The organism is Pseudohaliea sp., from assembly GCF_040217025.1.
Taxonomy (GTDB): Bacteria; Pseudomonadota; Gammaproteobacteria; order Pseudomonadales; family Halieaceae; genus Pseudohaliea.
This window is the reverse complement of the sequence record NZ_JAVJOA010000008.1, coordinates 406,572-428,941: the sequence shown is the minus strand read 5'-3', so window position 1 is coordinate 428,941 and position 22,370 is coordinate 406,572. Positions and strand designations below refer to the sequence as shown.

Annotated in this window: 18 protein-coding genes; 15 read left to right on the top strand and 3 right to left on the bottom strand. The window is 69.0% G+C overall.

Annotated features, from left to right (window positions below; genetic code table 11):
* The first annotated feature begins 34 nt into the window (after positions 1–34).
* Positions 35–2,509, top strand: coding sequence for a TonB-dependent receptor (locus RKE50_RS06140; protein WP_350035184.1), 2,475 nt, complete (start codon positions 35–37; stop codon positions 2,507–2,509).
* Between the two features lie 56 nt (positions 2,510–2,565).
* On the opposite strand, the gene RKE50_RS06135 is transcribed toward RKE50_RS06140, so the two are convergent.
* Positions 2,566–3,468, bottom strand: a complete 903-nt coding sequence (locus RKE50_RS06135) for a hydrogen peroxide-inducible genes activator (RefSeq protein ID WP_350035182.1) — start codon at positions 3,466–3,468, stop codon at positions 2,566–2,568.
* A gap of 160 nt (positions 3,469–3,628) precedes the next feature.
* Between RKE50_RS06135 and RKE50_RS06130 the strand changes: the two genes are divergently transcribed.
* The 4 genes from RKE50_RS06130 to RKE50_RS06115 all read left to right on the top strand — a co-directional run bounded on the left by RKE50_RS06130 (position 3,629) and on the right by RKE50_RS06115 (position 6,978).
* The gene (locus RKE50_RS06130; RefSeq protein WP_350035180.1) at positions 3,629–4,048 is read left to right on the top strand and encodes a rubrerythrin family protein; all 420 of its coding nucleotides are present in this window, start codon (positions 3,629–3,631) and stop codon (positions 4,046–4,048) included.
* A 105-nt stretch (positions 4,049–4,153) separates the two neighbouring features.
* A complete protein-coding gene (locus tag RKE50_RS06125) occupies positions 4,154–5,476 on the top strand; it encodes a heterodisulfide reductase-related iron-sulfur binding cluster (RefSeq protein ID WP_350035179.1) in 1,323 nt (440 codons plus the stop codon).
* Positions 5,477–5,500: 24 nt separating this feature from the next.
* Positions 5,501–6,139 carry a DUF3501 family protein gene (locus RKE50_RS06120; protein ID WP_350035177.1) on the top strand — a complete coding sequence of 213 codons (639 nt, stop codon included), beginning with the start codon at positions 5,501–5,503 and terminating at the stop codon, positions 6,137–6,139.
* Positions 6,140–6,153: 14 nt separating this feature from the next.
* Entirely contained in the window at positions 6,154–6,978 is an 825-nt protein-coding gene (locus tag RKE50_RS06115; RefSeq protein ID WP_350035175.1) for an HAD family hydrolase, read from the top strand.
* A gap of 48 nt (positions 6,979–7,026) precedes the next feature.
* On the opposite strand, the gene hrpB is transcribed toward RKE50_RS06115, so the two are convergent.
* Complete coding sequence (hrpB, locus tag RKE50_RS06110) at positions 7,027–9,531, bottom strand: ATP-dependent helicase HrpB (protein ID WP_350035173.1); 2,505 nt, start codon at positions 9,529–9,531, stop codon at positions 7,027–7,029.
* 91 nt (positions 9,532–9,622) lie between these two features.
* On the opposite strand from hrpB, the gene RKE50_RS06105 reads away from it, so the two are divergent.
* From RKE50_RS06105 to RKE50_RS06090, 4 genes are read left to right on the top strand one after another with little or no spacing between them, the layout of a single operon-like run.
* Entirely contained in the window at positions 9,623–11,842 is a 2,220-nt protein-coding gene (locus tag RKE50_RS06105) for an ABC transporter substrate-binding protein (protein ID WP_350035172.1), read from the top strand.
* A 20-nt stretch (positions 11,843–11,862) separates the two neighbouring features.
* A complete protein-coding gene (locus RKE50_RS06100) occupies positions 11,863–12,840 on the top strand; it encodes an ABC transporter permease (protein ID WP_350035171.1) in 978 nt (325 codons plus the stop codon).
* A 15-nt stretch (positions 12,841–12,855) separates the two neighbouring features.
* Positions 12,856–14,226: an ABC transporter permease gene (locus RKE50_RS06095; protein ID WP_350035170.1), complete on the top strand. Its 1,371-nt coding sequence runs from the start codon at positions 12,856–12,858 to the stop codon at positions 14,224–14,226.
* Positions 14,223–15,827 (top strand): ABC transporter ATP-binding protein, encoded by a 1,605-nt coding sequence (locus tag RKE50_RS06090; protein WP_350035168.1) that lies wholly within the window; start codon positions 14,223–14,225, stop codon positions 15,825–15,827. Before RKE50_RS06095 ends, RKE50_RS06090 begins: the two co-directional genes overlap by 4 nt.
* Positions 15,828–15,833: 6 nt before the next feature.
* On the opposite strand, the gene RKE50_RS06085 is transcribed toward RKE50_RS06090, so the two are convergent.
* Positions 15,834–17,105 carry a Na/Pi symporter gene (locus RKE50_RS06085; RefSeq protein ID WP_350035167.1) on the bottom strand — a complete coding sequence of 424 codons (1,272 nt, stop codon included), beginning with the start codon at positions 17,103–17,105 and terminating at the stop codon, positions 15,834–15,836.
* Between the two features lie 222 nt (positions 17,106–17,327).
* On the opposite strand from RKE50_RS06085, the gene RKE50_RS06080 reads away from it, so the two are divergent.
* Genes RKE50_RS06080 through RKE50_RS06055 form a run of 6 tightly spaced genes read left to right on the top strand, consistent with a single transcriptional unit; the run spans position 17,328 to position 22,366 of the window.
* Positions 17,328–18,110 carry a DUF3450 domain-containing protein gene (locus tag RKE50_RS06080; RefSeq protein ID WP_350035165.1) on the top strand — a complete coding sequence of 261 codons (783 nt, stop codon included), beginning with the start codon at positions 17,328–17,330 and terminating at the stop codon, positions 18,108–18,110.
* The gene (locus tag RKE50_RS06075; RefSeq protein ID WP_350035163.1) at positions 18,107–19,504 is read left to right on the top strand and encodes a MotA/TolQ/ExbB proton channel family protein; all 1,398 of its coding nucleotides are present in this window, start codon (positions 18,107–18,109) and stop codon (positions 19,502–19,504) included. The genes RKE50_RS06080 and RKE50_RS06075 overlap by 4 nt, the downstream gene beginning before the upstream one ends.
* Positions 19,501–20,046: a MotA/TolQ/ExbB proton channel family protein gene (locus RKE50_RS06070; RefSeq protein ID WP_350035162.1), complete on the top strand. Its 546-nt coding sequence runs from the start codon at positions 19,501–19,503 to the stop codon at positions 20,044–20,046. Before RKE50_RS06075 ends, RKE50_RS06070 begins: the two co-directional genes overlap by 4 nt.
* Entirely contained in the window at positions 20,039–20,449 is a 411-nt protein-coding gene (locus RKE50_RS06065; protein WP_350035161.1) for an ExbD/TolR family protein, read from the top strand. The genes RKE50_RS06070 and RKE50_RS06065 overlap by 8 nt, the downstream gene beginning before the upstream one ends.
* Before the next feature lie 49 nt (positions 20,450–20,498).
* Entirely contained in the window at positions 20,499–21,116 is a 618-nt protein-coding gene (locus tag RKE50_RS06060) for an energy transducer TonB (RefSeq protein ID WP_350035160.1), read from the top strand.
* Positions 21,113–22,366, top strand: a complete 1,254-nt coding sequence (locus RKE50_RS06055; RefSeq protein ID WP_350035159.1) for a tetratricopeptide repeat protein — start codon at positions 21,113–21,115, stop codon at positions 22,364–22,366. The genes RKE50_RS06060 and RKE50_RS06055 overlap by 4 nt, the downstream gene beginning before the upstream one ends.
* Positions 22,367–22,370 lie beyond the last annotated feature (4 nt).

Genomic DNA, 22,370 nt, shown 5'->3' with positions numbered 1-22,370 from the left:
CTTCACATAACGATAAGGCACAAGGAGCATCGCCATGCGAAACCGCACCCTGCCCCTTTGCGTCGCCGCCGGCAGCGCGCTGCTTGCCCAGCACCCCGCCCTCGCCCAGGACCGTCGCCTCGAGGAGGTGATCGTCACCGCGGAGAAGCGGGCCACCACCGTGCAGGATACGCCCATCGCGGTCACCGCCTTCAGCGGAGAGGAGCTCGACCGGGCGCTCATCAACAAGCCCCTCGACATGCAGTTCAACGTGCCGAACATGCTGATGAGCAAGGACAACTTCACCACCGCCCAGATATCGATCCGCGGCATCGGCAACCTCGCCATCGGGGCCGCGGCGGACAGCGGCACGGGCATGCACTTCAACGGCGTGTACCTGAACAACGGCCGCATCTTCGAGAGCGAGTTCTACGACGCGAAACGCGTGGAGGTGCTGCGCGGCCCGCAGGGAACGCTTTACGGTCGCAACACGACCGCCGGCGTGGTGAACCTGATCACCCGCAAGCCCGGCGACGAGTTCGGCGGCTTCGTCAATGTCGAGGCCGGCAACTACGCGCACCGCAAGTTGAAGGGTGCGCTGAACATCCCGCTCACGGACCACCTTTCGCAGCGCTTCGCGGTCTTCTACCTGGAGCGCGACGGCTTCGTGGACAACCTCTTCACCGGCGGGGACATCGATGGCCGCGACATGTACTCGCTGCGCTCGGCCACGCGCTGGCAGAGCGAGCGCACGGACGCCACGCTGACTATCCAGTATTTCGAGGAGGACTCGGACCGCATGCGCGGCAGCGCCCAGCGCTGCCGCCGGGACCCGGAGGGTGTGCTCGGCTGCCTGCCCACCGGCCTCGCCAAGGAGCGGCCGCACAGCGGCGCCACGATCACGGGTTTTCTCATCAACGGCCTCGTGGCGCCGATCACCGGGCTGCCCTTCCCCGAGGACGACTTCGTCAATTCACCCTTCTCGGAGGACCCGCGGGAGCAGTACCTCGACTTCACCCCGGTCTACCAGGTCGAGGACACGGTGATCTCGCTGGAGATCGACCACGATATCGGCAGCCTGACGCTGAGCTCCGTGACCGGCTACCACCGGTCGGACTTCAGCGCCCGCAACGACTATGACTTCACTGTCGCCTCGGAACCCTGGCCGCTGCCGGTGACCGTAGACCGCGGCCCGGATGGCCCGATCACCGTGGACCGGGCCTACTCGACTGACCGCTCCACCACTGAGCCCACGCAGTGGAGCCAGGAGCTGCGCCTCGCTTCCAGCAGCGACGGCCCCTGGAACTTCATGGTCGGCGGCTTCTACCTCGATTACGAGTCCGACGTGCACTACTACGTCTACTCGGCGGCCCTCGAACTGTTCGGCAGTATCGCCGGCATAGCGCCGCAGCAGCGGCTGTTCGACAACGACACGCAGGACTACCGCCTCGAAACCTGGGCTGCCTTCAGCGAACTCTACTGGCAGGCGCGGGACGACCTGCTCGTGACTCTGGGGCTGCGCTACACGGAGGAAGAGAAATCCTCTCGGCAGCGTACCATCTACCTCAATTTCCTCAGCGACCCGACCCAGCCCGACGGCGACTACGACGCTTTCGGCGGCAGCTGGGAAGAGCCGACGGGCAAGCTCAACGTGACCTGGGACCTGAGCGACGACGTGATGACCTATGCGACGCTCTCGCGCAGTTACAAAAGCGGCGGCTTCAACCCCATCGCCGCCGAATCCCCCCTGCTCGCGCTGGACCCCTCCCTCGCCACCTTCGACCCGGAGTACATCAACAGTCTGGAGCTCGGCGCCAAGACCCGGCTCTTCGACAACACGCTTCAGGCCAACGTGACCTGGTTCTACTACGACTACGAGGGGCTGCAGATCTCCAAGATCACCAACCAGACCTCCCTGAACGAGAACTTCGATGCGACGATCCAGGGCTTCGAGGGCGAATTCATCTGGGTGCCGGACCAGCACTGGCAGGTCAGCGCGAACCTGGCCTGGCTCGACAGTGAACTGGACGGCGGCAGCAGCCTCGACCCGGCCGATATCAACGGCCTGGGCACCACGGAGAACATCGTCTCCACCCCCAACGCCAACGTCTACGTCGGCCCGGGCTGTCCGGGGGGCGTGGTGCCGTGCGCCGGCATCGAGCAGAGCCTCGACGGCAACACCCTGCCGAACGCGCCCGAGTTCTCCGTCAACCTCGGTATTGCCTACAGCTGGCAGCTGAAGGGCGGCATGGACCTCGTCGCGGCAACGAACTACTACTGGCAGGACGAGTTCTACACGCGGGTGTTCAATACCGGTAACGACATCGTCGATGCCTGGGACGTCTGGAACGCGACGGTGACCCTGCACGGCGCGGACGGGAGCTGGTTCGCCGAACTCTGGGGGCGGAACCTCCAGGACGACGACTTCGTCACCGGCCAGTACCTGGGCGATCAGAACGTCGGCCTGGCGACCAACCAGTTCCTCCTCGAGCCGCGCACCTGGGGCATGACCCTGGGCTATCGATTCTGAGCCTGCGCTTTCGAAGCGGCAGGTCTGAGGCAGCGATCCCTTCCGGTGCTTTCAGATCAGCGCGCCTGCGTTGCGGCGATGAAGTCACCGAGCAGGCGGAACTCCGCCTGCCGGGGCGACTTGCGCCGCCAGAGAAGGCCGATCTGCCGCTCCACGCCCGCTTCGTCGAAGGCGCGCACGACGATGTCCGTGCTCGCCAGCAGGTTGGCCTCGAGGGCCATGCGTGGCAGGAGCGTCACGCCGATACCGTTCGCCACCATCTGCACGATCGTGTTCAGGCTCGTCGCCTGGTAGGGAACGCTCACCTCGGCGTCGCGCAGCTTGCAGGCCTCGAGGGCGTGCTCGCGGAGGCAGTGACCGTCCTCGAGCAGTAGCAGGTCAGCACCGCGCAGCGCCGCCGTCTTCAGCGGCCTGGCCCGGGCGAGCGGGTGCGATGCCGGGCAGGCGAGCAGGAACTCGTCGGCGAGCAGGGCCCGTTCCTCGACCCCCTGCGCCGGGAACGGCAGCGCCAGGAGCAGCACGTCGAGCTCGCCGCGGTTCAGGGCCTCCACCAGGTGCTCGGACAGGTCCTCGCGGATGAACAGGCGGAATTCCGGGTAGGTCTCGCGCAGTTCCCGGAGCAGCGCGGGCAGGATGAAAGGCGCGATTGTCGGGATGACGCCGAGGCGCATGGCGCCGGCGAAGGGCTCGGCCGCGGCGCGGCAGGAGGCGACGATGTCCTCCACCGCGAGCAGCACGTTGTTGGCCCGCGCGACCACGTCCTCGCCGAGCACCGTGAGCAGCACCTGGCGGTTGCTGCGCTCCACCAGCGGCGCACCCAGCGTGTCCTCGAGCTCGGCAATGCCGGCACTCAGCGTGGACTGGGAGACATGGCAGGCGCGGGCAGCGTGGCCGAAGTGGCCGTGCTCGGCGACGGCAGAGAGATAGCGGAGCTGTTTCAGGGTCGGCTGGCGGCTCATGGAAACACTCGCAAATGCAATCGATTCCACCGAATATTCCCAGCAATTTTTTTTAATTGCCAGAAGCCACGCCCTCCATTAGCTTGGACAGGCTGCCGCCGGAGGGTGGCATCAACACCCGCGCACAAACCGAGAACCGGTCAACCCAAGGAGAAGCCCTATGTCACTCAAGGGAAGCAAAACGGAACAGAACCTGAAGGACGCCTTTGCCGGCGAGTCCCAGGCCAACCGCCGCTACCTCTACTTCGCCGCCAAGGCGGACGTCGAGGGCTACAACGACGTGGCAGCCGTCTTCCGCTCCACCGCTGAAGGCGAGACCGGCCATGCCCACGGCCACCTCGAATACCTGGAGGAAGTCGGCGACCCGGCCACCGGCCTGCCCATCGGCGGCACGGCCGAGAACCTGAAAGCTGCCATCGCCGGCGAGACCCACGAGTACACCGACATGTACCCGGGCATGGCGAAGACGGCCCGCGACGAGGGCTTCGACGAGATCGCCGACTGGATGGAGACGCTGGCCAAGGCCGAGCGCAGCCACGCGAACCGCTTCCAGAAGGCCCTCGACAACCTCGACGCCTGATCGAAGCGCGGCCCGCCCGGCGGGCCCGACCCCCGCGGGGCCGCGCTTTGCGGCCCCGTGTCGTTGGGCCCGCCCCGGAACGGAACACAAGGGAGGAAACGCCCCATGCGTGAAGGCAGCCTGGAAGCACCGACCCGGCACCCGGTCGCCTGGAAGACCGAAGCGTTCTGGGACCGTGAGCAGCTCAACGCGGAGTTGGAGCGGGTCTACGACATCTGCCACGGGTGCCGTCGCTGCGTGAGCCTCTGCGACGCCTTTCCCACGCTTTTCGATCTCGTCGACGAGTCGGACACGATGGAAGTCGATGGCGTCGACAAGGCCGATTACAACCAGGTCGTGGACCAGTGCTACCTCTGCGACCTCTGCTACATGACCAAATGCCCCTACGTGCCGCCGCACGAGTGGAACGTGGATTTCCCGCATCTCATGCTGCGCGCCAAGGCCGTGAAATTCCGCGAGGAAGGAGCGCGCCTTCGGGACCGCGTTCTTACCAGCACAGACCGGGTTTTTGCCGCCGGCACGATCCCGCTGGTGGATGTCACCGTCAACGCGCTGAATGGCAGCAGCGGCTTCCGCAAGGCCCTCGACGCTACCCTGGGCATTCACCACGAAGCGCCGCTGCCGCCCTTTCACCGCGACACGCTGCGCAGGCGCGCGAGGGGTCTGCACCGGGACATCGACCCGGCGCCGGTGGGCGAGACCCGGGGCAGGGTCGCGCTCTACGCAACCTGCTACGGCAACGCCAATACGCCGGAGGTCGGCGAGGACTTCATCAAGGTTTTCCAGCACAACGGTATTGCCATCGACGTGGTGCCCAGGGAAAAGTGCTGCGGCATGCCCAAGCTCGAGCTCGGCGACCTCGACGCCGTGGACAAGCTCAAGGAGGCGAACATCCCCGTGCTCGCGGCGCTCGTTGACCAGGGCTATGACCTCACGGCCCCGATACCCTCCTGCGTCCTCATGTACAAGCAGGAATTGCCGCTCATGTACCCGGACGACCCGCTGGTGCAGAAGGTGAAGGGCGCGTTCTACGACCCCTTCGAGTATCTCTGGCTGCGCCACAAGGGCGGCGCCCTGACAACGGACTTTCCCAACGCCATCGGCCAGGTCGCCTACCAGGTGGCCTGTCACCAGCGGGTGCAGAACATCGGGCTCAAGACCCGCGACGTGCTCGCCCTGGTGCCGGGCACGGAAATCACCGCCCATGAGCGCTGCTCGGGCCACGACGGCACCTACGCGGTGAAAAGCGAGACGCGCGCGAAATCCCTGAAGATCGCCAGGCCGCTGGTGCGCAAGATCGACCAGCAGGAGCCGGACCACGTGACCAGCGACTGCCCCATGGCGGGCACCCAGTTGGCTCACCTGTCCGAGAAGGTCGACCGCGCCACCCATCCCATGACGCTGCTGCGCATGGCCTACGGACTCTGATCCCGACGCCAGGATGCTGCACCCATGAGCTTCAGCACACATGAAAAGCAGGAGGCTGCAATGACCACGCACCTGACCCGCGACGACCTCTGGTCCCTCGAACAGTACTCGGAGGAACGCCCGGCCTTTCGCGCCAGGGTCATGGCGCACAAGAAGACCCGCCAGGTCGCCCTCGGCGAGCACGCGCGGCTCTACTTCGAGGACGCGCTGACCATCAAGTACCAGATCCAGGAAATGCTGCGCATCGAGAAGGTCTTCGAGGCCGAGGGCATTCTCGAGGAACTCGAGGCCTACAACCCGCTGATCCCGGACGGGCACAACTGGAAAGCCACCTTCATGATCGAGTACGAGGACCCGGCAGAGCGCGCGCTGCGCCTCGGTGAGATGATCGGCATCGAGGACAAGGTCTGGCTGCAGGTCGGCGACAGCGAGCGCGTCTACCCCATCGCCGACGAGGACCTCGAGCGGGACACCGCCGACAAGACCTCGTCCGTGCACTTCCTGCGCTTCGAACTGACGCCGGCCATGATCGCCGCCGCGCAGAGCGGCGAGCCGATCAGCGCCGGCGTCGACCACCCGGCCTACGCGATCGAGGGCGGCCCGGTCGACGACGCGGTGCGCGCCTCCCTAGTGAACGACCTCGCCGACACCCAGGTCCACTGAGGGCGCTGCCGGCGATGGAACTGGTTGTCTTCGACCTCGACGGCACGCTTCTCAACCGGGAATCGGCGATCTCCACCTACACGCGGGAGACGCTGCAGCTGCTGTCCCGCGCCGGCATCGCCTATACGGTGGCCACCGGGCGCACGCTGCACGGCGCCCGCGACCTCCTCGAGGGACACGGTTTTCTCCTGCCGCAGGCCTTCAAGAACGGGGTGGTGATCTACAACCCGGACCTGGGGCGCTACAGCCACAGCCACCTGCTCACCCAGGACGAGATCCGGCAGGTCCTGGAGGCGTTCATCGGCCAGTCGATCACACCTTTCCTGTTCACCATCGAGCCCGGTGAGCGGCACGCGGTGTATCACGCGCCGCTGCAGACGCGCGCCGAGGAGCGGCTCGCCGACATGTTCCGCGGCGACCGGGACCTGCCGGTGCTGCCCCTCAGCGAACTGCCCGCCGACGCGGATATTGCCAACGTCAGCGCGCTCGGGCCGGAGCGCGGTATCCGCGCGGTGGTCGATGCGGTCGCCGACGAACCGGGGCTGGTGGCCTACATGGGCACGGCCATCGAGGACCGCGACCTGTGCTGGGTAGACATCCACCACCACGCCGGTACCAAGGGCGATGCGGTCAGCTGCCTGAAGCAGGAACTCGGTCTCGAGCGGGTGATCTGCTTCGGCGACAGCGACAACGACCTCAGCATGTTCGCCACCGCGGACGAGGCCTACGCCCCCGCCAACGCCAAGCCCGAGGTGCTGGCGGCAGCCAGCGCCGTCATCGGCCACCACGACGAAGACGGCATCGCACGCTTCCTGCGCGAGCGCTTCGCCCTTGGCTGAGCCCGGCTGGCGTCGCCCTTCCCTGGCCGCCGCGCCCGGCCCGCGACGCTAGCGCCGCCGGCGCGTGGCGGCCGTGGCCTCGGCGGCCAGCGGGTCTTCCGGCCAGGGATGCTTCGGGTAGCGGCCGCGCTGCTCGCGGCGCACCGCCGGGTAACCCTCGCGCCAGAACGATGCGAGGTCCGCCGTGACCTGCAGCGGCCGCCCCGCCGGCGACAGCAGGTGAACGAGCACCGAAACACGCCCCCCGGCCACGGTCGGCGTCTCGGCACAGCCGAACAGCTCCTGCAGCTTCACCGCGAGCACCGGTGCCGGCCCCTGCGTGTAATCGAGCCGCACGGCCCGCCCGGAGGGCACGGTGAGCGCCGCCGGCGCGTCGCGTTCCAGCCGCACCGCTCCGTCGCCAGGCAGCAGGCCGGCGAGGCAGGCGCGGACATCAAGGCTGCGAAGATCGTCGAGGCCGCGCGCCGTCCCCAGCCAGGGGGCCAGCCATTCCTCCAGGGACGCCAGCAGCCACGCATCAGAAAGGTCCGGCCAGGCGTCGGGCGCCAGGCTGCGCAGGAAGGCAACGCGCGCCCGCCACTGCTCGCCGGGGGCGTCGAGACCAAGCGCCTCGATGCCGAGCTCCCGCAGCCGCGCCAGCAGCAGCGGCTGCGCCCGCGCCGGGTCCGGCGCCGGCAGTGTCTCGCTCGCCAGCAGCAGCGCACCGAGCTGGCGCTCACGGCGGGCTACGGCGCGCTCCTGCGCCGGCTCCCAGCGCACGACCTCGCGCTCCGTGACCAGGCCGGCGAGCGCGCCGTCGAAGGCGGCGGGATCGAGGGGCGCGGCGAGGCGGATACGATCCGGCGCTTCCCGGTCGCCACCGCTGGCGGCGGCGATCGCCAGCCAGGGCGCTGCGGCCAGGGGTGAGGCGCCGGGCAGTGCCGCCCGGCGTCCGTTGGCAAGCTGGTAGACAGCCTGGCGGTCGCGCGCGACGCGGCGGCCCACGCGCTCGGGATAGGCCCGGGCGAGCAGCGGTGCCGGATCGCCGCCGGCGGCAACGTCGACTCCGAGCATGCCTCTCAGGCGTCGCACCTCGCGGCGCACGGCGTGGTGCCAGGCCCGGTCCGCCGAACCGACGCGCTCCGTCGCTAGAGCCTCGAGCAGCGCGCCGAGATCCTCGTCAGCATCGGACGGCGGCCGCTCCTCGAGCAGTGCCGCAAGCTCGCAGGCCAGTGCCTGCTCGCCCCCCGGCGCCGCCGTCAGCAGCATGTGAGCCAGGCGCGGATGCACCGGCAAGTCGAGCATGCGCCGGCCCTGGCGGGTCAGGCGGCGGCGCCCGGCATCGACCTCGAGGGCACCGCAGCGTTCGAGGAGGTCACAGGCCGACGCAAAGGCTGCCTCGGGTGGTGCCTCGAGCCAGTCCAGCTCGCCGGGACCCCCGGCACCCCAGCCGAACAGCTCGAGCGCGAGCGTCGCGAGGTCGGCGTGGCGTATCGGCGGCGGCCGCTGTGCCTCCAGCCGGTCGTGCTGCTCCCGGCTCCAGAGCCGGTAGCAGCGTCCCGGCCGGACGCGTCCGGCACGGCCGGCGCGCTGCTCCGCACTGGCCCGGGAGATGCGGCGGGTGAGCAAACGCCCCATGCCGCTGGCGCGGTCATAGCGCGGCTCCCGGCAGAGCCCGCTGTCGACCACCGCGTCCACGGCGGGCAGAGTCAGGCTGGTCTCGGCGATGTCCGTGGCGAGGATGATGCGCCGCTCCCCGGCAGCAGGCGGTGCCAGCACCGCCTGCTGCCGGGGCAGCGAGAGGCCGCCGTGGAGCGACAGCACTGGGCCCGTCCCGGGAGCGAGTGCCGCCGCGGCCCGGCGGATCTCCGCCTGCCCCGGCAGGAAGACGAGCGTGTCCCCGCGGCTGTCCGCCTGCGCCTGGCCCACCGCTTCCAGGAGTGCCTTGAGGGGCAGCTCACCCGCGGCGGCGGACGCACCGTAGCGGATGTCCACGGGGTGGGTCCGGCCTGCGCTGTACAGGCGCGGGGCATCGGGCAGCAGCCTGGAAACGTCCAGGCCGTCGAGCGTGGCGGACATGAGGAGCAGACGCAGCGGGTCCTCGTCACGCAGCAGCGAGCGCGCCTGCAGAAGCAGCGCCAGCGCGAGATCCGCACCGACGCTGCGCTCGTGGAATTCGTCGAGGATGACGAGGCCCACACCCTCCAGCGCCGGGTCCGCCTGCAGGAGGCGCAGGAGAACGCCGTCGGTCACGACCTCGAGACGCGTCCGCGGCCGGGAGCGACTGTCACCGCGGACCCGGTAGCCCACCCGCTCGCCGGGCGCTTCGCCGAGGCTAGCGGCGATAAACGCCGCCGCGCTGCGCGCCGCCAGGCGCCGCGGCTCGACCAGGAGGATGCGGCGGCCTTCGAGCCACGGCGCGTCGAGGAGGTGCAGGGGAACACGGGTCGTCTTGCCCGCCCCCGGCTCGGCCTGCAGGAGAGCCTCGCCACCGTTGGCAAGTGCCCGGGCCAGCTCATCGAGAATCGCGTCCACGGGCAGCGACTCGTGCCCGTCCGCGGCGGTGCGTTGCATGGTCCTTTCCTTCGCTCCGGGCCCGCATGATAGCGGCGCACGGCCGCCAGTGTCCCGCGCGAGCGGGGTAGCCTGGCGCCCGGATTTTGCTATGCTCCGCCCTTTCCGAAGCGAGTGGGACGCCGTGCCAGCGCCCGACAACCCCGACCAGCGCCCTGCTCCAGGCCGGCGCACCCTCTTCCTCTGTGCCTGCTTGCTGCTCGCCGGCTGCGGCGACGGCCCCTGGAACAACCCGCACCCGCCCCCCGAGGAAGACAAGCTCACCTATTACTCGGTCATGTCGCCGGCACCGCCCAAGCACCTCGACCCGGCGATCTCCTACGCGACGGACGAAGCGCTTTTCCTCATGCAGGTCTACGAGCCGCCGCTGGGCTACCATTTCCTCAAGCGCCCCTACGAACTCGAACCGCTGGGCGTAGCGGCCATGCCGACGGTCACCTATCTCGACGCGAGCGGCGACCCACTGCCCGGGGAGCGGGCCGATGAAGCCACCTACACCCGCTATCACCTCACCGTGCGCGCCGACGCCCGTTACCAGCCGCACCCCGCCTTTGCGCTCACGGATGACGGCGCGCCGCGCTACCGCTTCGACGACCCGGCCGAGGGCCGCCGCTACCGGCAGATCAGCGACTTTGCGCACACCGGCTCGCGGCCGGTGCGGGCCGAGGACTACGCCTACGCCATCAAGCGTCTCGCCGACCCGAAGGCCGGTTCGCCGATGATCGGCTTCATGGGGCGCTACATCGTCGGCATGGAGGCGCTGACGGCCGAGCTCGGGGACGCGCCGCGAGACGGCTGGCTGGACCTGCGCGACTTCGACCTTGCGGGCGTGGAGGTCCTCGACGAGCGCAACTATACGATCACCATCAACGGCCGCTACCCGCAGTTCGTCTACTGGCTCGCCATGCATTTCTTCTCGCCGGTACCGGCGGAAGTGGACGCCTTCTTCCACAACCCGGGCTTCAGCGAGAGCAACCTCACCCTGGACTGGTGGCCCGTGGGCTCCGGCCCCTTCATGATGGTGAAGAACGATCCGAACAGCGAGATCGTCCTCGAGCGCAACCCGAACTACCACGGCGACGTCTACCCGAGCGAGGGCGCGCCCGGCGATCGGGAAAAGGGCCTCCTCGAGGATGCCGGCAAGGCCATTCCCTTCATCGACCGCGCCGAGTTCCGCCTGGAGAAGGCGGTTCTGCCGCTGTGGACCAAGTTCCTCCAGGGCTACTACGACCGCTCCGGCGAGGTCCACGGCAACACCAACAGCGTCTTCGACCGCGCCTTCGTGGTCGGCCCCGAGGGCCTGGAACTCGCCGACGACCTCGCCGACCACGGTATCACCCTGTCGCCGGACGTGAAGCCCGGGCTCTACTACTATGGCTTCAACATGCGCGACCCGGTGCTCGGCGGCTACACGGAGGAACGGCGCAAGCTGCGCCGGGCCCTGCAGATCGCCTTCGACGTCGAGGAGTACCTGAACATCTTCTACAAGGGCAACGGCATCGTCGCCCACTCGCCGATACCGCCCGGAATCCCCGGGCACAGGGAAGGCCCCGAGGGCATCAACCCTTACACCCACGACTGGGTGGACGGCGAAGCCCGGCGCAAGCCGATCGAGGAAGCCCGCCGGCTAATGGTCGAGGCCGGCTACCCGAACGGGCGCGATGCGCGCACCGGCGAGCCGCTGAAGATCTTCATCGACGTGCAGAGCCAGGCCATCTCCACGACGAGCATGAACTGGATCGACCGCGCCTTCTCGCGCATCGGCGTGCAGGTGGAGTTCCGCCCCGCGGACTGGAACCGCACCCGGGAGAAGCTGCTCACGGGCAACACGCAGATCTTCTCCCACGGCTGGCTGGCCGATTACCCTGACCCGGAGAACTTCCTGTTCCTGCTCTACGGCCCGGAGAGCCCGCTGGTGTGCAACTGCGACGGCACCAACAACGCCAGCTACGAGCGGCCCGAGTACGACGCACTGTTCGAGGCCATGCGCGTGGAACCGCCGGGCCCGGCCCGTGACGCCATGGTGGCACGGATGGTCGACATGTACCGCGAGGACGCGGTCTGGCTCTATGCGTATTACCCCAAGGACGTCTACCTGAACAATGCCTGGGTGCACAACACGAAGCGCCACGGCATTTCCAAGAACACCCTGAAGTACCTGCGCATCGACCCCGGGCTGCGCGCTGCGAAGCGACGGGAATGGAACCAGCCCGTGACCTGGCCGCTCTATGCCGGCACCGCGGCGGTCATCGCTCTGCTCCTGCCCGGGGTCGTCGCCTACCGGCGGCGGCAGCGGGCAACGGCGCGCTAGAAGCCAGAAGAGGACCTCCCGTGTTTGCCTACATCGTCCGCCGCCTGCTCTACGCCATCCCCATTCTCATCGGCGTCAACCTGCTCACCTTCGTGCTGTTCTTCGTGGTCAACTCCCCGGACGACATGGCCGTCTCCCAGCTCGGCGCCAAGTACGTTACGCCGGAGGCAATCGAGAACTGGAAGGCGAAGAACGGCTACGACAAGCCCCTTTTCTACAACCAGGCGGCCGAGGGCCTCGGCGCGGTAACGGAAACGATCTTCTTCGCCAAGTCCGTGCGCCTTTTCGCCTTCGACTTCGGCCGCTCGGAAAGCGGCCGCGACATCAGCACGGACGTGCGCCGGCGCATGGGGCCGAGCCTCGCGGTCGCGCTGCCCACCTTCATCGTCGGCATCGGCGTGAACATCTGCGTAGCGCTCATGGTGGTCATGTTCCACGCCACCCGCCTCGACCGCGCGGCGGTGATCGTGTTCGTGGCGCTGATGTCCATCTCCTATCTCTTCTACATCATCGGCGGGCAGTACCTGGTGGCGAAGACCTGGCGCCTCGTGCCCATCAGCGGCTTTCACGTGGACGGCCAGGTGTGGAAGTTCCTGTTGCTGCCCGTGCTCGTGGGCGTGGTCGCCGGCATCGGCGCCGGGGCACGCTGGTACCGCACGCTGTTCCTCGAGGAGGCCAACCAGGACTACGTGCGCACGGCCCGCGCCAAGGGCTGCAGCGAGCTGGCGGTACTCTTCCGGCACATCCTCCCGAACGCCCTGATCCCGATCCTCACCGGGGTGGTCGTGCTGGTGCCGATGCTGTTCATGGGCAGCCTGCTCATCGAGTCCTTCTTCGGCATTCCGGGGCTCGGTTCCTACATGCTCGACGCCATCAACTCCCAGGACTTCGCCATCGTCCGCAGCATGGTGTTCATCGGTTCCATTCTCTATATCGTCGGCCTGATCCTCACCGACATCTCCTACACCTGGGCCGACCCCCGGGTCCGCCTGTCCTAGGAGCCGGCGAAGCCCATGAAACCCGTCATCCTCTGGTCCGACGCCCTCATCTTCCTGCTGGTGGCCGCTCTCGTGCTGTTCTTCTGGCGGCTGCGCCGCGACCCGCAGGCCCGGGAGCGCTGGCGCCAGGTCTTCGCCTCCCGCCTGGGCATGGCCGCCTTCACGGTGATCGTCGCCTACGTCGGCATCGCCCTCCTCGATTCCCTGCACTTCCGCCGGGCGCTGCCGCCCCCGGAGGGCGTCACCACCGATGAGGTCTTCTACGACAACCAGGTCAGCAGCGTGCTGGATACGCTGACCGCGGGCATGGGCGAGCGCTTCGAGCGGACCTACTCGGCGCCTTTCGCTCTGCGCTCTTTCGAGAAGCAGACCTTGAAGGACGACGCCGGCAACACCGTGCGCGACTTTCCACCGCTGCGCCACGCCGGAGCGAACCTTGACGATCCCGCGGACAAGTGGGGCGATGTGGCCCGGCGCAGTGCCGTCGCCCTGGCCTGGGGCCTCGCCCTCGCTGCCCTGCTGATCCTGCCGCAATGGTGGCTGCTGCGGCGCAGCGCCCTGCCCTGGGAGAGTTCCTGGTGGGTGCAGGGGGTGCTGGCCTGCCTTGCGGTCTGGGTGGTGAGCATCAGCCGTCACTACCACGTGCTCGGCACCGACCTCGGCGGCACGGACGTGCTCTACCAGTCCCTCAAGGGCATCCGCACCGGCGTGCTCATCGGTGCCCTCTCCACGCTGGTGATGCTGCCGATCGCGGTGACCCTGGGCGTCAGCGCCGGTTACTTCAAGGGCTGGGTGGACGATGTCGTGCAGTACCTCTACACCACCCTGAGCTCCATCCCGGGGATCCTGCTCATCGCCGCGGCGGTGCTCTTGTTCCAGGTCTACATCGACCTGAATCCCGACGCCTTTCCCACCGGGCTCGAGAAGGCCGATGCCAAGTTCATCGCCCTGTGTTTCATCCTCGGGGTGACGAGCTGGTCCACCCTGTGCCGGCTGATCCGTGCCGAGACGCTGAAGATCAGCCAGCTCGGCTACGTGCAGGCCGCCCACGCCTTCGGGGTGAGCCACGGGCGCATCCTCGCCCGGCACATCCTGCCGAACACGATGCACATCATCCTCATCACCTTCGTGCTCGATTTCAGCGCCCTGGTACTGGCGGAAGCGGTGCTGTCCTACATTGGTGTCGGCGTGGACCCGAGCATGGGCAGCTGGGGCAACATGATCAACGGCGCCCGCTCCGAGCTGTCCCGGGAGCCGGCGATCTGGTGGACCCTGAGCGGGGCCTTCCTGTTCATGTTCCTGCTGGTGCTGTCCGCCAACCTGTTCGCCGACCTCGTGCGCGACGCCTTCGATCCGCGCACGCGGCTCGGACCGGAGGCCGCATGAATCAGCAGGCTGATACGCTGACCCTCGAGGGCCTTTCCGTCGAACTGGCGGAGACGGCCCAGGCGCTGGTCAAGGATGTCGCCATTCACCTTCGCGCCGGGGAGATCTTCGCCCTCGTGGGGGAATCCGGCAGCGGCAAGTCCATCACGTCGCTCGCCGCGATGCGCCTGCTGCCCGACGCGCTGCGCGTCGGCAGCGGCCGCGCGCTCATGGGCGACACGGACCTCTTCGCCCTGCCCGAGGCGCGCATGCAGACCGTCCGCGGCCGGCGCATGGCGATGATCTTCCAGAACCCCATGAGCGCCCTCAACCCGGTGCAGACCGTGTTCCGGCAGGTGGCGGAGACGCTGTGCCTGCACACGGCCCTGCGCGGTGCCGCCCTGCGCGACCGCGTGGCCTCGCTGCTCGAGGAGGTGGGCATACCCGACCCGCGCCAGCGCATGGGCTTCTACCCGCACCAGCTCTCCGGGGGCCAGCAGCAGCGGATCATGATCGCCATGGCGCTGGCCTGCGAACCGGAAGTCCTGATCGCCGACGAGCCGACCACGGCGCTCGACGTGACCATCCAGAAACAGGTGCTCGAACTCATCCGCGAGCTCGCCCGCTCGCGGCGCCTCGCGGTGCTGCTGATCACCCACGACATGGGTGTCGTGCGGCAGACCGCCGACCGGGTCGGTGTCATGTACCGCGGACGCATCATCGAGGAGGCCAGCGTAGCCAGCTTCTTTGACGCGCCGAAGGAGGCCTACAGCCAGCGCCTCATCGATGCGCTGCCGGGGCAGGATGCCTTCCTGCCACCGGTGCAGGCACCGCCGCTCCTCGAGGTGCGCGACCTGAAGGTACACTTCCCGGTGCGCGGCGGTCTCCTGCGCCGGGTGCAGGACGTCACCCGCGCGGTGGACGGCGTCTCCCTCACCCTTGCCCGCGGCGAGACCTTCGCCCTGGTCGGCGAGTCGGGCAGCGGGAAGTCGACCCTGGGCCGCGCCATCCTCGGCCTCGAGGCCACGAGCGGTGGCGAGATCCACTTCTACGGCACCCGCATCGACGGCCTGGACCGCGGCGCACGGCAGGCCTTCCGCCGCCGCATCCAGGTGATCTTCCAGAACCCCTACAGCTCCATGAATCCGCGCATGGCGATCGGCGCGATCATCGCCGAGGGCATGCTGAGCCTCGGCGTGGAGGCCTCGGAAAACCGCCGCGAGGCGCGGGTGGCGGGCCTGCTCGAGCGGGTCCGGCTGCCCGCGGAGTGCGCGCGTCGCTACCCGCATGAGCTCTCCGGCGGACAGCTGCAGCGCGTCGCCATCGCCCGCGCCCTCGCCGTGGACCCGGAGCTCATCATCTGCGACGAACCGACCAGCGCCCTCGACGTATCCATCCGCGCCGACGTGCTCACGCTCCTTGCGGAGCTGCAGCGGGAGGACGGGGTGGCGATGCTGTTCATTACCCACGACCTGTCGATTGTGCCGGGGCTCGCCCACCGCGTCGGCGTCATGCGCTCCGGCCTGCTCCTGGAGACGGGCAGCGCGGAACGGGTATTCACCGCGCCGGAGCATCCCTACACGCGGGAGCTGCTGGCCGCCGTGCCCCGCGTGAAGCGCTGAGGGCAGCTACTCGAGGCGCAGGTCCACGGCCTCCACCTCTGCCTGCAGGCAGGCGATATCCTCCCGCGCACAGACCTCGACCGGCAGGTTCGGCTGCCGCCGCTCGAGCAGGTATTCCGCCCCGAACACCACGCCGGGGAGCACGAAGAACAGGCCGCCGATATAGCCGAGAGCCCAGCCCCGGTGCCCCTCGACGCGGCGGCCGAGCCACTGGCTGGAATGGATCGGCAAATCGCGCAGTACCGGCACCAGGGTGAACGCGAGCACGCCGAACACGTTGTAAAGCAGGTGCACGAGCGCAATCTGCAGCGCCAGCTCCTGGTTCGGCCCCGTTATCGCCGTTGCCGCCAGCAGCGCGGTGACACAGGTACCGATGTTCGCGCCGAGGGTGAACGGGTAGATCTGCCGGGTCGAGAGCACCCCCGCGCCCGCCAGCGGCACCACCAGGCTCGTGGTCGTGGACGACGACTGCACCAGGACCGTGACCAGGGTCCCGGACGCGATCCCGGTCAGGGGCCCGCGGCCGATCGCCGTGTCGATGATCCCCTTCGCCCGCCCGGTCATGGCGGCCCGCAGCAGGCCGCCCAGGCAGAGCACCGCGGTGATGATGCAGCCGATGCCAACGGTAATGGTCAGCAGGGCCGCCGGTGTCTGCGGCAGCAGGCCGCCGAGCAGGTCGCGCAGGCCGTGCCCCAGCGGGTCCGTGGCCGCGCCGACGAGGTTGAAGCCGCCGACGGCCGCCTCCGGCCCGCCGCTCAGCGCGGCGGCCAGCACCTTGCCCATGCGCTCCAGCGGGTGGAACAGGATCTCGACCGGTAGAAACACGACGATGCTGTACAGGTTGAAGAAGTCGTGCACCGTCGCCGCCTCGAAGGAGGCGCGGAAGGCGCCGCGCTGGCGGAGGTTGCCGAGGCTGACGATGGTATTGGTGATCGTCGTGCCCATGTTCGCGCCCATGATCATGGGCACGGCGATGGACACGGGCACGCCGCCGGCGACCAGCCCGACGATCACCGAGGTGACCGTGCTCGAGGACTGCACCAGGGCCGTGGCCAGGGTGCCGAGAATGACACCCACCACCGGGTTGCTGGCGAAGGCAAAGATGGCGGCGGCGCCGTCGGCGCCGCCGGAGGCCCACTTGAAGCCGGTGCCGATCGTGCTGACGCCGACCAGCAGCAGGTAGATGAAGAAAGCCACGCCGGACCAGAGCGCGAGAGGAGAGGGATGCTTGACCACCCCGGCCTCTTCGGCGACGGCGGCGACGGGTTCAACAGGCATGGGAGTGTCCCGGCACGAGCATTCCCGGCAGTGTCGCTGTCGTTAATGACAACGCGGTGACAGGCCCGTGACAGTGGCCGGCGGCGCTTGACGCAGGTCAACGATGGGGCCGCTTCGATGCGCCGGAACGGCATCTGTCTTATTTCTGACACGGTGCCGTCACACAACTGCTTTTTCCTTGAAGCACCTGCCAGAAAGACGACGTCTACACCGGGAGAACCCATGACTCGCAAGACCCGACTGGCCCTGCCATTCCTTATCGCCCTGGGCACCAGCGCCGCGCCGCCCCTGCTGGCCCAGGGGGATCTCGAGCAGATCGAGAGTGAAGGGCTCGCCCGCAGCGAGGAGCGCCGCGAGCGCCAGGCGACCGTGGATGCGCTGAACACCGAGAACCGCCGGCTCCTCGAGGACTACCGCGGCGAGCTGCGCATCGTGCGCGGCCTCGAGGACTACGTGGCCATGCTCGGCCAGCAGCTGACGGCCCAGGACGAGGAAATCACGGCCCTGGAGCAGTCCATCGGCGACGTGGCGGTGATCGAGCGGCAGATCCTGCCGCTGCTCGCCAGGATGCTCGACAGCCTGGAAAGTTTCATCCGCCTCGACGTGCCCTTCCTGCTGCCGGAGCGGGAAGCCCGCGTGGCGCGCCTGCGGGCCATGCTCGCGCGCTCGGACGTGACCACGGCGGAGAAGGCGCGGCGGGTCTTCGAGGCCTACCAGGTCGAGAGCGACTTCGGCCGCACCATCGAGGCGTACAAGGCGAAGATCGATCCCGGCGGCGGCAGCGTCGACGCGGACATGCTCCGCGTCGGCCGCGTGGGCCTCTACTACCGCACCATCGGCGACGGCCGCCTCGGCTACTGGAACGCTGAGCAGGGGCAGTGGTCGCCGCTGCCGAGCTCGCCCTACCGGCGCCTCGTGGAGCAGGGGCTGCGGGTGGCGCGGCAGGAGATCGCCCCCGAGCTGGTGAGCATTCCCCTGGTACCGAGCGAGGTCGAGCGCCCATGAACACCCTGAAGTACCTGCTGGCGGCCCTGCTGCTGCCGACCCTGCTCCTCGCCGGCGCCGTCCGCGCGGAGGTCACGGAGAACGACACCGCCCTCACGCTCGAGTCCCTGCTCGAGGCGGTCCGCGAGGGCCGTGTCGGCGACCGCGCCGAGGACCGGGAACGGATCGCGCGCTTCCGCGCCGAGCAGGCCGAGCGCGAACGGCTCCTCGCCGAGGTCCGTGACCGCCGCGCGGAACTCGAGGCACGAAGCGCCGCCATGGAGACGCGTTACGAGGAAAACGACCAGGCGATCGGCGAACTCGAGGAGCGGCTGCGCGAGCGCATGGGCTCGCTGAAGGAGCTGTTCGGCGTCCTGCAGCAGGTGGCGTCCGACGCGCAGGGACAGTTCCACGTGTCCCTGACCCGCCTCGAACACCCGGCCCGGGGCGACTTCCTGATCGATTTCGCGGGCCGCATGGGCCAGGCGAACCGCCTGCCCGCCATCGCCGAGATCGAGCGGCTCTGGTTCGAGCTGCAGCGCGAGATGACCGCCTCCGGCAAGGTCCTGACCGCAGAGCACCCGGTGATCACGGCCGAGGGCGCCGAGCGCACCCTGCCGGTCACCCGCATCGGGCTGTTCAACGCGGTCGCCGGCGGCGACTACCTGCAGTTCATCCCGGAGACGGGCCGCCTGGTGGCCTTCTCGCGGCAGCCCGCCGAGCGTTATACGGCGGGCCTCAAGGCGCTGGACAAAGGCGGCGAAGAGCCCGTCGCCGTGGCAATCGACCCGACCCGGGGCCAGCTCCTCGCCATCCTCACCCAGGCGCCGGACCTCGTCGAGCGCATCGCCCAGGGCGGCTACATCGGTTACGCGATCATCGCCCTCGGCTGCGCCGGCGTGTTGCTGGCTCTCGTCCGCCTGCTGCTGCTCTGGAACGAGACCCGGGTCGTGCACCGGCAGCTTCGCGACACGGCCACACCGCGGCCGGACAACCCGGTCGGCCGCATCATCCTCGCCGCCCGGGAGGAGGACGCGCCGGACGTGGAAACGCTGGAGCTCCGCCTCGGTGAGGCGGTGCTGGCGGAAGTCCCGCGTCTGAACCGCTTCCTGCCGCTGCTCAAGATCATCGCCGCGGTGGCACCGCTCATGGGCCTCCTCGGGACCGTGACCGGCATGATCGTGACCTTCCAAGCGATCACGCTGTTCGGCGCCGGCGACCCGCGGCTCATGGCCGGCGGTATCTCGCAGGCCCTGATCACCACGGTGCTGGGCCTTTGCGTCGCCATCCCCATGCTGCTGCTGCACAACCTCGTGCAGGGTCGCGCCCAGGGGCTCACGGAACTGCTCAAGCAGCGGGCGATCGCCCTGGTGGCGGCGCGGGCCGAGGCCCGGCGGGAGACAGCGCCGGCATGAGCCTGCTCCTCGAGCGCTGGCTGCCCTGGCTCGCCGACCTGCTCCAGCTCGGTGGACCCGTGCTCGGGCTGATCCTGGTCATCGCCTTCACCATGTGGGTGCTGCTGTTCGAGCGCCTTTTCTACCTTTTCGCGGAGTTCCCCCGCGAGCTCGAGCGCGCCGAACGGCACTGGCGCAGCCGCCGGGAGCGTACCAGCTGGTTCGCCGCGCAGGACCGCAAGGCGGTCACCGGCTACCTTGGGTCGCGGCTGGGTAAGAACTTCTCGCTGATCGCGACGCTGATCAAGGTCTGTCCGCTGCTCGGCCTCCTCGGCACCGTGATCGGCATGCTCGAGGTGTTCGACGCGCTCGCCGCTACCGGCTCGAACAACCCCCGCTCCATGGCGGCCGGTGTCTCCAAGGCCACGGTGTCGACGCTGGCGGGCATGGTCGTGGCCATCGTCGGCCTCCTCGCCCACAGCCTCTCCGAGCGCCGTGCGGCCGCGGTGCGCCAGGGCCTCGAGGCCCGCTTCACCCAGTTCGAGGATCGCGACCATGCGTGACTACTTCTCAGCCATCACCGATGACAGCGACGAAAGCGGCGTCGATATCACGCCCATGCTCGACGTGGTCTTCATCATGCTCATTTTCTTCATCGTCACTGCCACCTTCATCAAGGAGGCAGGGATCGATGTCGACAAGCCGGAGGCCGCCACCGCTGTCGTCCAGGAGAAGGCGAGCATCCTGGTCGCCATCGACGCCACGGACCAGGTCTGGATCAACCGCCGCCCCGTCGACCTGCGCTCGGTGCGCTCGATCATCGAGCGGCTCCATGCTGAGAATCCCAAGGGAACGGTGGTCATCCAGGCGGACCGGGAATCGCGCAACGACACGCTGGTACGGGTCATGGACGCCTCCCGCCGGGCCGGCGTCTACAACATCGCCCTCGCCGCCGATGCGGGCTGAACCCCCCGTCGGCGAGGCCCCCCGCCGCTCCGCCGCGCTGCGACCCCTTTTGCCGGGGCTCGCGCTTCTCGCGGCCGCCGGAGTCGCCCTGCTCCTGGCCTGGTTCATGTATTTTCTCACCCACTCGAGCGAGCTGCGCCTGAACGATTCCGACCGGGTGCAGATGCTGGATTTCGTCCGCCTCAAGCGTAACGAGACGACCGCGCGCAAGGACCGGCGCCCGGACCGGCCGGAGCCGCAGGAAGCGCCGGAGGTGCCCCCCATGGAGGCCAGCAGCAACGCCGGGGGCGAAGTCCTCGCGGTCTCCGCCCCCAGCGCACCGCTCGACGGCCTCGACATCGGCCGGGGCGGGCTCGGCCTCGGCGGCGACGGCGAATACCTGCCGATCGTCAAGGTCGCACCCGTTTACCCGCGGCGGGCGCTGGAGCGCGGCATCACCGGGCAGTGCCTGGTCAGCTACACGGTCACTACCAGCGGCACGGTGCGGGACGTCTCGGTGATCGAGGAGTACTGCGACGACCCGCTGTTCCGGCGGCCTTCCATCGAGGCGGCGCTGCGCTTCAAGTACAAACCGCGGGTGATCGACGGCACACCGGTCGAGGTCACGGATGTCTACAACATGTTCCATTACGAGAAACAGCCTGGCCAGGAAGGAGGCGGACGATGAAACGGTGGTCGGCAATGCCCGGACTGCTGCTGGCGCTGCTGCTGGGGCTGGCCGGCGCGGCGCAGGCCGCCGGCGAGGCGGTGGTCGGCATGAGCGAGAAGGTCTTCGAGGCGCTGAACGAGGCGCAGGCCGCCCTGGATGCGGAAGACAGCGCGGCGGCGCGCGGCATCCTCGAAGCGCTCCTCGAGCGGCGCAAGCTTTCCGCCTATGAGACCGCGCACACGCTGAACCTGCTCGGCTACTGCCTCTACGAGGCGAACGACCTCCCCGGCGCGCAGGCAACCTACGAGCGCGCCCTGGCCCTGGAAGAGCTGCCCGGGTCCATGCAGGCGATGCTGCTGGTGACCCTGGGCCAGGTGAGCCTGGTACAGGAAGACCACCGCGGCGCCGAGGGCTACCTGCGCCGCCTGCTGGCGCTGCCGGAACAGGACCTGCCGCGGCACCGGGTGCTCCTTGCCGCCGCCCTGATCGGGCAGGCGCGCTTCGCCGATGCCCTCGAGCCGCTAAAGAGTGCCATCGCCGAAGCCGGCGCGGACGGCTCCGCCCCGCCGGAGCAGTGGCTGTCCATGCTGGCTTCCGTGTACTACGAACGCGAGGACTATCCCGCCATGCGCGAGACCATGGCGCGCCTGGCGACGCTCTACCCGCGGGAGCAGTATCTCCTCAACCTCGCCGCGCTCCACGGCCAGCTGGGCGACAGCGGCCGGCAGCTGGCACTGGTGGAGGCGCTGCGCGACGACGGCCGCCTGTCCCAGGAAACGCGCCTGGTGATGCTGGCCAACCTGTTCCTCGCCGAGGGCCTGCCCTGGGAGGCGGCGCGACTGCTCGAGGCGGCCATGGACGACGGCCGCGTGGCGGCCGACCGGCGCAACCTCGAGACGCTCTCCCAGGCCTGGTATCTCGCCGCCGAAACGGAGCGCGCCATCGAGCCGCTGGCTGCCGCCGCGGCGCTGGCGGAGGACGGCGAGCTCTATCTCCGCCTGGCGCGGCTGCACATGGACGCGAATGCCTGGGCCGCTGCGCAGGAAGCTGCCGGGCTCGCCATCGAGCGCGGCGGACTGCGCGAAGAGGGCCATGCGTGGCTGGTGCGCGGCATGGCCGCCGCGCGGCGCGAGCAGTTTGGCACGGCCCGCGACTACTTTACCGAGGCCGCGCAGCACAGCGACGCCGCCCGCTACGCGGCCCAATGGCTGGCATGGATCTACAGCGAGGCGGAAGCCGCCCGGCAGCGGGAACAGCTGGGCAGCTGAGCCG

Excerpts from the sequence above, each read along its gene's own strand:
- RKE50_RS06140 (WP_350035184.1), top strand. The coding sequence starts at position 35 with ATGCGAAACCGCACCCTGCCCCTTTGCGTCGCCGCCGGCAGCGCGCTG.
- RKE50_RS06135 (WP_350035182.1), bottom strand. The coding sequence starts at position 3,468 with ATGAGCCGCCAGCCGACCCTGAAACAGCTCCGCTATCTCTCTGCCGTC.
- RKE50_RS06130 (WP_350035180.1), top strand. The coding sequence starts at position 3,629 with ATGTCACTCAAGGGAAGCAAAACGGAACAGAACCTGAAGGACGCCTTT.
- RKE50_RS06125 (WP_350035179.1), top strand. The coding sequence starts at position 4,154 with ATGCGTGAAGGCAGCCTGGAAGCACCGACCCGGCACCCGGTCGCCTGG.
- RKE50_RS06120 (WP_350035177.1), top strand. The coding sequence starts at position 5,501 with ATGAGCTTCAGCACACATGAAAAGCAGGAGGCTGCAATGACCACGCAC.
- RKE50_RS06115 (WP_350035175.1), top strand. The coding sequence starts at position 6,154 with ATGGAACTGGTTGTCTTCGACCTCGACGGCACGCTTCTCAACCGGGAA.
- hrpB (WP_350035173.1), bottom strand. The coding sequence starts at position 9,531 with ATGCAACGCACCGCCGCGGACGGGCACGAGTCGCTGCCCGTGGACGCG.
- RKE50_RS06105 (WP_350035172.1), top strand. The coding sequence starts at position 9,623 with ATGCTCCGCCCTTTCCGAAGCGAGTGGGACGCCGTGCCAGCGCCCGAC.
- RKE50_RS06095 (WP_350035170.1), top strand. The coding sequence starts at position 12,856 with ATGAAACCCGTCATCCTCTGGTCCGACGCCCTCATCTTCCTGCTGGTG.
- RKE50_RS06090 (WP_350035168.1), top strand. The coding sequence starts at position 14,223 with ATGAATCAGCAGGCTGATACGCTGACCCTCGAGGGCCTTTCCGTCGAA.
- RKE50_RS06085 (WP_350035167.1), bottom strand. The coding sequence starts at position 17,105 with ATGCCTGTTGAACCCGTCGCCGCCGTCGCCGAAGAGGCCGGGGTGGTC.
- RKE50_RS06080 (WP_350035165.1), top strand. The coding sequence starts at position 17,328 with ATGACTCGCAAGACCCGACTGGCCCTGCCATTCCTTATCGCCCTGGGC.
- RKE50_RS06075 (WP_350035163.1), top strand. The coding sequence starts at position 18,107 with ATGAACACCCTGAAGTACCTGCTGGCGGCCCTGCTGCTGCCGACCCTG.
- RKE50_RS06070 (WP_350035162.1), top strand. The coding sequence starts at position 19,501 with ATGAGCCTGCTCCTCGAGCGCTGGCTGCCCTGGCTCGCCGACCTGCTC.
- RKE50_RS06065 (WP_350035161.1), top strand. The coding sequence starts at position 20,039 with ATGCGTGACTACTTCTCAGCCATCACCGATGACAGCGACGAAAGCGGC.
- RKE50_RS06055 (WP_350035159.1), top strand. The coding sequence starts at position 21,113 with ATGAAACGGTGGTCGGCAATGCCCGGACTGCTGCTGGCGCTGCTGCTG.